Source organism: Thiomicrospira sp. WB1, assembly GCF_001507535.1.
In the GTDB taxonomy this organism is placed as follows: Bacteria; Pseudomonadota; Gammaproteobacteria; order Thiomicrospirales; family Thiomicrospiraceae; genus Hydrogenovibrio.
This window is the reverse complement of the sequence record NZ_LQBN01000001.1, coordinates 599,427-611,266: the sequence shown is the minus strand read 5'-3', so window position 1 is coordinate 611,266 and position 11,840 is coordinate 599,427. Positions and strand designations below refer to the sequence as shown.

Genomic DNA, 11,840 nt, shown 5'->3' with positions numbered 1-11,840 from the left:
TTTTCTTTCTGACAATGGCGGCAGGTTTACAACCCTGGACCAAGTAATCATTACATAGTTCCCGAGTGACACCGATGAACAATTCCCTGGCAAAAGACAAAATTAAAATCCTTCTTCTGGAAGGCCCTCACCAGCGTGCGGTCGATGTATTGAACGCCAATGGTTATCACAACATTGAGTACCACAAAGGCTCTTTGAGTGAAGCCGACCTGCTGGATAAAATTCAGGACGCGCATTTCGTGGGCATTCGTTCGCGCACGCAACTGACCGAAGAGGTTTTCGCCGCCGCCAAGAAACTGGTGGGCGTGGGCTGCTTTTGCATCGGCACCAACCAGGTTGATCTGGATGCCGCCCGACGCCGGGGGATTCCCGTTTTCAATGCGCCCTTCTCCAACACCCGCTCGGTGGCCGAACTGGTATTGGGAGAAATCCTCTTGCTGTTGCGCGACATCCCGGCCAAAAACGCCAAGGCACACCAAGGCATTTGGGACAAGTCTGCGACCGGTGCCGTGGAAGCACGCGGCAAAACACTCGGCATCGTCGGCTATGGCCACATCGGCATCCAGCTGGGCATCATGGCCGAAAACATCGGCATGACCGTCAAATACTACGACATCGAAACCAAACTGTCACTGAGCAACGCCGAACAGGTGGCCACGCTCGAAGAACTGCTGCAAACCTCCGATGTGGTTTCCCTGCATGTCCCCGAAACCGAAAGCACGCGCAACATGATGGGCGCCGAGCAGTTTGAGCTGATGCGCCCCGGCGCCATCTTCATCAATGCGGCACGCGGCACCGTGGTCGACATTGAGGCATTGGCCGCTGCCATCGAATCCGGTCATTTGTCCGGGGCAGCCATTGACGTCTTCCCGGTCGAACCCAAGACCAATGACGAAACCTTCCATTCCCCACTGCGCGGCCTGGACAATGTCATTCTGACCCCTCACATCGGCGGCAGCACACTGGAAGCACAGAAAAACATCGGTGAGGAAGTAGCCAGCAAACTGGTCAAATACTCCGACACCGGCACCACCGTGATGGCCAAAAACTTCCCGGAAGTGTCGTTGCCTGAACAGGTTGGGCGCAGTCGCCTGCTGCACATTCACCAGAACATTCCCGGCGTGATGACCCAGATCAACAATGCGTTTGCGCATCAGGGCGTCAACATTCTGGCGCAATACCTGCAGACCATGGATGACATTGGTTATGTGGTCATCGACATCGATGCCAAGGACCGTGATACCGCTTTGAAAGAACTCAAAGCCATTAAAGAAACCGTACGCGTACGCGTTTTGCACTGACCCTCTGACGTAGGCCAACACTGAGAGACCCTGGCATGATAACCACCGATGCGTCCGTTTTTGAAATCCAGCCCGCCGCATTCACCTATCCCAAAAACCAGGCTGATCTGCTCAGTCGGGTTCGTCAGGCACTGGGTGAAAAGCAGCCCATTACTCCTCGCGCTGGGGGGACCTCACTGGGTGGTCAGGCCATCGGCCCCGGACTGCTGCTGGACGTGTCCAAACACCTGACGCGCATCCTGGATTTTCGTCCCGAAGCCAAGGAAGTGGTGGTTGAGCCCGGTGTGATTCAGGATGATCTGAACGATTACGTCAAATCAGCCGGTCTGCGCTTTGCCCCGGACACGTCCACTTCCAACCGCGCCATGATCGGCGGCATGATCGGCAACAACTCCTGCGGCGCCTATTCGGTTTATTACGGCACCACACGCGACCATGTCAAAAGCGTCAACCTGATTCTGGCCGACGGCAATGAGGTCACGTTTGACGACCTGAGTGATGAACAACTTCAACACAAGCAGTCTCTGGACACACTGGAAGGACAAATTTACCGTGATGTGGTCGCATTGCTTCACGAACACGGCCCAGCCATCCTGGATGCTTACCCAGACGTCTCCATCATCCGGCGCACCACCGGTTATGCCTTGGATGTGCTCTATCGCGAGCATCGCCCGTTCAACCCTGAAGGCAAGCCGTTCAACCTCACGCCGCTGATTTGTGGCAGCGAAGGCACGCTGGGCTTCATCACTCAGGCAACGTTGCGCCTGGTTGACCTGCCCAAACACAATCAGGTTTTCTGCGCCCATTTCGATTGCATGGATACCGCCATGCGCTCCGTGCCCGACTTTTTGCCGCGCAATCCGGCTGCCATCGAACTGATCGACAAACCAACACTGGATGGCACCCGCAACAACCGCGACCAGACACGCAACCGTTTCTGGGTCGAGGGCGACCCCGAAGCCGTTCTGGTCGTGGAGTTGTTTGATGACGACGCCGAACGGCTGCAACAACGCTTAACCGAGGGCGCGCAATGGATGCAGAACCAGGGCGCCTACGCCTGCCCCATCATTGACCCGGCTGACACTGGCAAAGTTTGGAATCTGCGCAAAGCCGGCCTGGGCCTGCTCATGGGCAAACCGACCCGTAAAAAAGCCGTGGCTGTGATCGAAGACGCCGCTGTCCCGGTGGCGTCCCTGCCGGATTTTTACCGCGAAACGCAGGCCATCATGTCGGATCTGGGCATCGGTTGCGTCTATTATGGGCATGCCTCGGTGGGCTTGATTCACGTGCGCCCGGAAATTGACCTGGCGACCGACGAAGGCCGCAAGCAATTCCAGACTGTGGCCGAACGCAGTAGCCAACTGGTGAAAAAATACCGTGGCGCCATCTCGGGCGAACACGGCGATGGGCGAATCCGAGCGCCTTTTATTCGCGAACAGTTAGGCGACGACGTCTATCAGCACCTGGTCGACTTCAAAGCTATTTTTGACCCCAATTATCTGTTTAACCCGGGCGTGATCATCGGCGAAGCACCGATCACGCAAAATCTGCGTTCAGACCGCCAACCGATCGTTAATCTGACCCCCGGTTACGACTGGCAGGCGGATTTAAGCTTGATGGATGCGGTGGAAAAATGCAATGGCGCGGGTGCCTGCCGAAAATCAGCCGGTCGAGGCACCATGTGTCCGTCTTATCAGGCCACCCGGGAAGAAAATTATTCCACCCGCGGGCGCGCCAATTTATTACGCCGCGCGCTGACCGAGCCAAACCCAATTCAGGCATTAAAGGCTCCGGAACTGCGCGATGCGCTGGAGCTGTGTCTTGGATGTAAGGCCTGTCAATCGGAATGCCCAGCCAGCGTCGACATGGCCCGCCTCAAATCCGAAATGCTTTACCAGACACGCCCTTTCAGCTTCAGCCGTCTGTCCATCCGCTATTACGGCTTACTGATGCAAGCCGGTGCCTGGTTACCCGGACTCTACAACTGGGTGCAAGGGCTCTCGCCAGTGAAAAAGCTGATGGGCGTTGACACACGTCGCACCCTGCCGCAGATGCAATCCCAACCGCTGTCTCGCTGGTGGCGCCAGGCACGCGAATCATTTGATTCGGCGGCAACGCCGACCGAGCGCCCCACCATCTGGGTGCTGGTCGATCTATACAGTCATTACCAGGAACCCGCAATTGGCCAGGCCGCCCTCACGTTCTTGAAACAAGCCGGCTATGCGGTCAAGCCGATCTTTCTGAAGCACTCTCCCCGGGCGCTGTTAAGCCAGGGACTGATTTCAGAAGCCAAAAAGGCCCTGGCCGACACCCGGGACGCCCTGTCTCACGTCCGTGACAAGGATCGTATTGTGGGACTGGAACCGTCTGACACCCTGGTCTGGCGAGATGAAGCGAAGGATCTGATCACACCGGCCAGTCACCAGGCCTGGTCATTTTCACAGGTCAAACTCTTTGAGGAGCTGGTGCTGGATTTGCACCAGCAGTGGCCGTTTGACTTTCAGACCGTGCCACAAAAAGCCTGGCTGCATGTGCATTGTCATCAGAAATCCATCAGTGATGCCGGCGATGCCAGCAAGGCGCTTGCCTTGATTCCCGGTCTGGACCTGCAAGTCATTGCCTCCGGCTGCTGTGGCATGTCCGGTGAGTTCGGCTACAAGCATTATGATGTGTCCTACAAAATCGCTCAGCAGGCCATCTTACCAACGCTGAATAACGCCGACGGCGATGACTGGGTGATCGCCACCGGTACCAGCTGTCGCCACCAGGTGGCCGACTTTGCTCAGCGTCACGCTCTGCATCCGGCGCAGGTGTTTCTGCGCGCGCTGGCTGACCCAGCCTGATCGACCGGCCGGACCCGCTCCCGGCTGATACTAGGAGCCTGTCGGATTTAAGACAGATCGACTGCGCCGGATGGAAAACGGCCCATTTTTCCGATCCTTTTCGTCAAATAGCGACTGCTATTCTCATCAAACGATCGAAAAACTGTACTCGCTTTCCCTCTCGGCTCGCTACGATCGCTCAAACCCGACAGACTCCTAGGCCTGGTTCAAATACCGCCTCAACTCACCGCTTCAATACACATCGTATTGCACGCGTTTGATCTGGCGCCAGTGTTTCCAGGTTGCGGCGGCCTGATCCGGCGTTTGCCCACCGACCTGCTCCAACACACTGGTGAAACACTGCGTCACCTCAGGCGCCATCTTCGACTGATCACCGCACAGGTACACGTAAGCACCTTGATCCAACCATTGCATCAAGGTGTCACGCGCTTCCCAAATACGATCCTGAACGTAAACCTTATGAGCCTGGTCGCGGGAAAAGGCTTTGCTCACCTTTAACCCCAGTTGCTGCCAGCTTGCCAGCATGCTTTGCGGCAGCGTAGCCGCCAACAGATCAGTCTGATCGGCATGCGTCTCACCAAAAAACAACCAGGCCTGTTGGGCTGTTGAGGTCGCATGCGCCCCAAAACGACGTTGCAAAAAGCCAAGATAAGGCGCCAGCCCAGTGCCAGCGCCAATCATCACAATCGGCGTGCTTGCATCCGCTTCCGAATCCGGCTGGTCTTCCGGCAACTTGAAATGCGGGTTGAGATTCCATTCCACCTCCAACCGATCACCCGGCTCACTGCCACTGAGCACGTTACTCGCCGCGCCATAGCGTTGACGGCGCGCACGCTCATACACCACCTGTCGGTAAAGCAGATCCACCTCTGTCTCCCCGACCGCTTCAGGGGCCGACGCAATGGAATAAAACCGCGGGGCCAAAGGCGCCAGCAAAGTAACAAAGTCACGGGCCTGATCCGGCTCGGCCAACTCAGGCTGTTGTGCCAATAAATCGTCAATCAAGTCCAGGACATCGCGCCCCTGGGCATAGGCCATCATGGCCTGTCGATCGGGCCATAAAGACCAGCCAAAATGGCGTTGCAGCTTATTAAGCACGGCCGGTTGCAATTGCGTCAACTCTAGGTGCGCATGCAAGGCTTCACCTAAAGGCATGGGCTCATGCCGAGGCAGTGTCACAGAGGTGGTGTCAGACAGGTTCAATGCCTGCAAACAGGCCGTCACCAGCCCGGAAGGATTATGGGGCGTCACCATCAGCCAGTCGCCCGGCTGATAAGCCAACGCCTGGGACAGGTTTAAACGGATATGAAAAATGGCCTTATCGGCCTGGGGGGTTACGAATCGGTTAAACACCACCTCGGCGTGCATCACGGGCTCCTGTTCATCGTTTGACACTCGATTATAAGCCCGGACTCACTGCCCACCAAACGCTTCTTGGCTAGCCCGCACGCACCATGTCAATCAACACGGTCATCCAGGGCGCCGTCACCAGGATGGTGACCGCCGACATCAGCCCGGCAATCAACCCGATGCCGACCTGGGGAATCAGGTTGTTGTTTTTGATTTCAATCTCTTCGGCCTGGCGCTCCACGGAGCTGAAAATGTCCACCTGACGTTTCATCAAACCATTCAGGGTCCGGATTTGCTTGTATAACAACTGTTGTTCTTTTTCCAGTTTGGCCCGGCTGCGTTCAGTACGGTTTTCCAATTCGTGCATCTGTTTCGACAGCTGACCGATGGACGCATCCATTTGCTTGACCAGTCCCTGAATCGCTGATTTATCTTCTTTCAGCCATTCGTAATCCGGCGCAACCATATCGGACATATCATAATCGTCATAGTCAATCTCCTGACGGCCACGCTGGCGGCGCAGCGCCTGTTCCAGCAGCAAGCTTTTGGAGCCCAACGGTTCAACCTGGCGTAAATCAATGGACATAATCGGTGCCTCGCAACGTTTAAACTGTCAATTTTCTGTCATAGATAAGTCGTGTTGCCCTGCTTAACGCGAGAAGCATGCCAAATCACCCTGTATGGGTCTCTGGCCCATAAAAAAAACGAAAATGGTAAAATAACACTCTTTCAACGGAATAGATTTTGGCCCTATGACACAACACACCCTCAACAAAGACCCGCTCACCGCCGAACAGAAAAATGCCTTTATTGAACTGGTGCTTCAAACCGGCGTGCTAAAACTTGGGCAATTCACTCTGAAGTCCGGGCGCCAGAGTCCTTATTTCTTCAACGCCGGGCTCTTTAATACCGGTGGTCAACTGGCGCAACTCTCGGCGATTTACGCCCAGGCCATTGCCGAAAGCGGTCTGGCGTTTGATGTGTTGTTTGGCCCGGCCTATAAAGGCATCCCCTTGGCGGCCGCAACCAGTACGGCTCTGGCCACCCAGCATCAACTGGACACGCCTTATGCCTTTAACCGCAAGGAAGCCAAAGACCATGGCGAGGGCGGCAACATCGTCGGTCACCCGCTTGAAGGCAACGTCCTGATCATAGATGACGTGATCACAGCCGGGACGGCCATCCGCGAAGCAATTGACCTGATCCAGGCACAACATGCTCGCCCGGCCGGCGTGGTCATCGCACTGGATCGAATGGAAAAAGGTCAAACGGATCAATCCGCGATTGAAGAGGTGGAAACCCAATATGGCTTCCCTGTGATCCGATTAATCTGCCTGCAGGACCTGATCGATTATCTGACCGAACAGTCTCTGCCCTCGGAACTGGATATTGACCAGGCAGCGATTCTTGCAGCCATGAAAGCCTACCAAACCGAGTACGGGGTTTAGAACGCAAAGGAGTGCGTCATGTCGGATCCGTTTAAAGAGTTAATGCTGTTGCGCCACGCCAAATCGGATTGGAAGAACCCGGATCAACCCGATATTGACCGCCCCATCTCCGACAAAGGCAAAAAATCGGCGTGCAAAATGGCCCAATGGCTCAAACAACAGCAACTGATGCCGGATGCCGTCTGGGTCTCTCCGGCCAAACGCGCTCAACAAACCCTCAAACGACTGCAACTTCCCAAAGAGATTCCGGTCACAACAGTGGATCACTTGTATCTGGCCAATCTTGACCAACTGGAACAACTGCTCACCCGCTTTCCCGAAAGCATGCACCGCCTGCTTTGGATCGGACACAATCCGGGGTTTGAGCAATTTCTGGCTCGTTTGCTGGGCCCTGCTGTGCAAGCCCAACCCCACAACAAACCTTTTCCCACGGCCACGCTCGCGCATCTACTGCTATCAGACCAACCAAGCAATGAAGGTCGGGGCCGTTTGCTCCACTATGTTCGCCCAAAGGACCTGAAAAAAGCAGGCTCGGAGACAACGCGCTCCTAGTCGTTTCGGCACGCTTTCTGCTTAACAGCCCTCAACTTGCAAAAAGCGGCAAAAACGAACGTTTTGTTGTGACAACCGGGTCACAAAAGAGGCTACTGGCCCTTTGTCACGAAAGTTTTGTTGAAAAAAAACAGCCGCGCGGTTACATTTCAGTTAAAAAGATGTGGCCATTGCACCGAACGAACAACATCAGAAGGCAACGATTATGAATCCAAGCGACCGCCCGATCATCAATGAAGAAATCCATGTTCCCGAGCATTATCGTTTGATCTCCCGGACGGATCTGAAGGGAACCATACTCGAAGCCAATTCCGAATTCATTGAAATCAGTGGTTACGAGCACGATGAAATCATCGGCCAGCCGCACAACATTCTACGCCACCCGGATGTTCCCAAAGCGGTGTTCAAAGATTTCTGGGACACCTTGCACGCGGGCGAAGGCTGGACTCAGCTGGTCAAAAACCGCGCCAAGGACGGACGCTATTACTGGGTCATCGCCAACGCCGCGCCTGTGGTGGAAAACGGCCAGACCACCGGGTACATTTCCGTGCGCACCCCGCCGCCGGAAGCGGACAAAGTGGCCGCCGCGCAAGCCTACAAAGACATCAGCGCGGGCAAAAAAGTGATCAACCAAGGCCACATTGAGTCACCCAAACAGGCCACGCTCCATAAGTTTAACCCTTTTTACAAACTCAAAATCATGCCCAAGCTGGCTGCGATCGGGACAACTTTGGTTGTCGCCGGGATTGCCATCACAGCTTTGCTGTCTCAAATCACCTACCAGAAAGTCGAAGCACTCAATGCGGTCGAACGCCACGACCAAATAGCGGAGCGTCTGGATAGCATTATCGACAAAGCTCGCGCCGGTGATATTGGGCAGGCACTTGGTTTTGCCACTCATCCAGATGTCAGGGCAGCTTTGGAAAGCGACTACCCCTTGCTGGCCAAGCAAACCGTAGACGCCAAGATTCAGTCCATGAAACAGGCGCATGGCATCACGCCCAAAGTGCACGTGCATGACGCCAATGGGCATTCTTTCTACCGATCCTGGACCGACAAACGCGGCGATGACATTTCAGGGTTCCGTTACACCGTCAATCAGGTGCGCGAACAGAAAAAAACCGTCGGTGGGATCGAACTGGGTCGTCGTGGCATTGCCATTCGAAGCGTTGCGCCGGTTTTTAAGGACAACGGTAATCAAGTCATTGGATCGGTCGAAGTCGTGACTGGCATTGATAACCTAAAAAATCAAATGGCCAAGCGTGACATCAGCTATGCGTCCGTTTTAGTTGACGAAGCGCTCGAGATTGCACAAAAAGCACAAGATAACCCCAAAATTGGCTCTTATACCCTATCCAGTACCGATCTTTTCAATCCGGACACGGTTGAACGCCTGCAATCCATTGACATCACTCAACTGATCAAACAAGAGCACTTGCTACTGAACGATCGGTTTATGGTGGCTCTGCCGATCACTGACACCAATGGCGATTTGATCGGTTACCACATTTTGGATGAGAGCCTGAGTAAACTGAATGCGCTTAACGCCGTCAGCTTTGATGCGGCCGTCGACACCGTTGTGAAGGTCGCGCTCTCCATGATTCTATTGATTCTGGTGTTCCTGCTGATCATCCGCAGCAATATGGTCCTGCCCATCAAGCGCATTGCCAAAGTCATGGACCATGCGCGTGACACCGGCAACTTGAGCGCCCGCGCCGATGCCCGCATCCCCAATGAAATGGGATTGCTGGCCGAAGCTTATAACGGGCAGATGCAAATGACCCAGGTCGCCATGGGTGAGGCCGGTCGCATGATGAAAGACATTGCCGAAGGTCGCCTGAAAACCTCCACGGTCATTCCAATGACCGGTGACTTTGACGTATTAAAACGCAACCTCAATGCGGCATCCCAACAGTTGGAAGACACCTTCTCCGAAGTGCGCCACGTACTGCAGGAAATTCATGCTGGTAACTTCAGCTATGAAACTTCGGACAAAGCCATGGGTGAATTCAAACGTGCGCTGCATGATGCTCAGGCTGCCATGTCATTGTTGAAAGGGGTTTTCTACGAAGTCAACGAACTGATGAGCGAAGTCTCTCAAGGCTTCTTTGGCAAACGCATCACCGCCAAAGCCAGTGGTGAAATGCAGGTGCTCAAAGACAACATCAACGCAACCTTGGACGCTTTGGAAAAAATCATCGAAAACGCCACCCAGGTCATGGTTGCTCAAGGCACCGGGGACCTGAAACAGCGCATCCACATGGAAACCGACGGCACCTTGGCGGTGTTGCGTGAAGGCATCAACAACTCGGTCACCAATGTCAGCAGCCTGATGGCCCAGACCACTTACTCCGTAAACAATCTGGCCACAGGCACCATGGACATCTCCAACGATGTGATTGATCTGTCTTCGCGTACCCAGCAGCAGGCCGCTTCCCTCCAAGAAACGGCGGCGAGCATGGAACAGATCACCTCGACCATCCAGCAGACGGCCAACAATGCCAGCGATGCCAATGAGGCGGCCACGCTGTCACTGAAGGAAGCGCAGGATGCCAACCAGGTGGTGCACCGAACCATTGAATCGATCAATGAAATCAACGAAGCCAGCACCAAAATTTCCGAGATCACCTCACTGATCGACAGTATTGCCTTCCAGACCAACCTGCTCGCGCTGAACGCGGCGGTGGAAGCCGCGCGCGCCGGTGAGCACGGTCGTGGCTTTGCCGTGGTGGCAGGCGAAGTACGCTCGCTCGCCGGCAAATCCAGCGAAGCGGCCAAAGACATTCGCGACCTGATCGACAGCACGGTTGAGAAAGTGCAGGAAGGTGCCAAACTCGCGGATGAATCCGGCAAGGCACTGGAGCTGATCAATGGCTCGATTGAAAAAATCGGGAACTACGTCAAGGAAATCTCCGACACCACCGCCGAACAGGCCAAAGGGGTGGAACAGGTCAATACCGCGATCAGCAGCATCGACCAGGTGACCCAGCAGAACTCGGCCCTGGTGGAAAAAACCGCCGATCGCACCGCCGACATGAGTCGTCTGGCCGAAGAGGTGCAAAACGTGATCGGCACCTTCAAATTTGATCTGAAGCAGATCGGTTTTGAAACGGCCATGGAAACCGGCGACTTTACTTTTGCCCATGCTCGCCGTGCCCACCGCCAGTGGAAAGGCTTGGTGCTGGCCTATGTGGAAGGGATCGATGCCGAGTTCAACAAAGAAACGGCCACCGATCACACCAAGTGTGCTCTGGGGCAGTGGATGTATGGAGAAGAAGGCCAGGCTTTCTTGAGCATGCCTGAAATGCAGGAAGTCGAGAAGTGGCACAAGGAGCTTCACGCTACCATCAAACGGATTCTGGACGCGCATCAGAATGACGACTTCGAAACGGTGAAAACCGAATTTGACAAGCTGGATACGGCCAGTGAAAAAGTCATTGACGGTTTGACGCGCGCCGAGGCGGCAATTGCGCGCAAACAAAAGGACGAAGCGCGTCACAAACCCAAAGCGTCTGAGGAAACGCCCAAAACGATCGCGAAGAAGCCGTCTTCTGCTCAGTCGGGCCACCAAAGCGACGCCAAGGCATCTCAGCACAACCGGACGTCATCCAAACCTCAGGCCAGCTCGGCGCCCAAACCGTCCCCTCAGCGCAGCGAGGGGCGCAATAGCGCCACACAAACCCCACCGCCGCCACAACCGGCGCACAGCAAAGAGGAAGATGAGTGGAGCGAGTTTTAACACCGTTCCGATTCCGTCCAACAAAAAAGCCCGCGGTCGCAAGACCAGCGGGCTTTTTTATGTGCCACAGATAAGGCCGGAACTTTACCAGAGTTTGCGCCCTTCGGCCTGTTGCTGCATCACCCATTGTTGAAACGCCGGCGGACCATACGCCAGGGTCAAAGGGTTCTTTTCCAGCTCATCCACTTCCGGGTCCTGCATCTGATAAATCAGAGGACGCATCTTCTTTTCGGCCTCCTGCATCAACCAATTTAATGTTTTTTCAGGGATTTCACGCCCGACCGGCACCGCCAGATCGACCACTAGGCCTTCCCACGTCAGCACATGGTCAATGACCAGTGCCCCGCATTCATCTGGACGAAAATCGTCCGGCAAACGACTGCCCTGTTTGATCCAGGCGCACTCGAAATTTCGACAGGGGTTGACCGGCCGATTTTCATAATCGTCACAGCCCTGGCCGGTACTGTGGGGACAAGGATGCCCCGGATAGGCTTCACAGCCTTTGACGGTGATCTGTACCCAGCCATCGCAGCAGGCGGTACAAGGTTGACATTGACGAGTCATGCAAGGTCCTTCTTTGCGCGTTTTGCGCAAAGTGTAACACAAC

The 11,840-nt window shown here is 55.0% G+C and carries 8 protein-coding genes; 5 read left to right on the top strand and 3 right to left on the bottom strand.

Translation table 11 applies throughout. The annotated features are described in order from the left end of the window. The first annotated feature begins 74 nt into the window (after positions 1-74). Positions 75-1,301 carry a phosphoglycerate dehydrogenase gene (serA, locus tag AVO41_RS02710; RefSeq protein ID WP_068582200.1) on the top strand — a complete coding sequence of 409 codons (1,227 nt, stop codon included), beginning with the start codon at positions 75-77 and terminating at the stop codon, positions 1,299-1,301. A gap of 35 nt (positions 1,302-1,336) precedes the next feature. Next, positions 1,337-4,144 carry an FAD-binding and (Fe-S)-binding domain-containing protein gene (locus AVO41_RS02705; RefSeq protein WP_068582195.1) on the top strand — a complete coding sequence of 936 codons (2,808 nt, stop codon included), beginning with the start codon at positions 1,337-1,339 and terminating at the stop codon, positions 4,142-4,144. A 231-nt stretch (positions 4,145-4,375) separates the two neighbouring features. Here the strand turns inward: AVO41_RS02705 and AVO41_RS02700 are convergent, their stop codons facing one another. Both AVO41_RS02700 and AVO41_RS02695 read right to left on the bottom strand, forming a co-directional pair. Continuing rightward, complete coding sequence (locus tag AVO41_RS02700) at positions 4,376-5,539, bottom strand: hypothetical protein (RefSeq protein WP_255357686.1); 1,164 nt, start codon at positions 5,537-5,539, stop codon at positions 4,376-4,378. A gap of 43 nt (positions 5,540-5,582) precedes the next feature. Then, the gene (locus AVO41_RS02695) at positions 5,583-6,080 is read right to left on the bottom strand and encodes a hypothetical protein (protein ID WP_068582189.1); all 498 of its coding nucleotides are present in this window, start codon (positions 6,078-6,080) and stop codon (positions 5,583-5,585) included. A 166-nt stretch (positions 6,081-6,246) separates the two neighbouring features. On the opposite strand from AVO41_RS02695, the gene pyrE reads away from it, so the two are divergent. The 3 genes from pyrE (at position 6,247) to AVO41_RS02680 (ending at position 11,233) form a co-directional block, all read left to right on the top strand. Continuing rightward, positions 6,247-6,942, top strand: a complete 696-nt coding sequence (gene pyrE / locus AVO41_RS02690) for an orotate phosphoribosyltransferase (protein WP_068582186.1) — start codon at positions 6,247-6,249, stop codon at positions 6,940-6,942. 18 nt (positions 6,943-6,960) lie between these two features. Continuing rightward, positions 6,961-7,494, top strand: coding sequence for a histidine phosphatase family protein (locus AVO41_RS02685; RefSeq protein WP_068582183.1), 534 nt, complete (start codon positions 6,961-6,963; stop codon positions 7,492-7,494). Between the two features lie 205 nt (positions 7,495-7,699). Continuing rightward, positions 7,700-11,233, top strand: a complete 3,534-nt coding sequence (locus tag AVO41_RS02680; protein WP_068582180.1) for a methyl-accepting chemotaxis protein — start codon at positions 7,700-7,702, stop codon at positions 11,231-11,233. Positions 11,234-11,317: 84 nt separating this feature from the next. Here AVO41_RS02680 and AVO41_RS02675 read toward each other — a convergent pair whose 3' ends face one another. Beyond that, the gene (locus tag AVO41_RS02675) at positions 11,318-11,797 is read right to left on the bottom strand and encodes a hypothetical protein (protein WP_068582177.1); all 480 of its coding nucleotides are present in this window, start codon (positions 11,795-11,797) and stop codon (positions 11,318-11,320) included. Between the last annotated feature and the right edge of the window lie 43 nt (positions 11,798-11,840).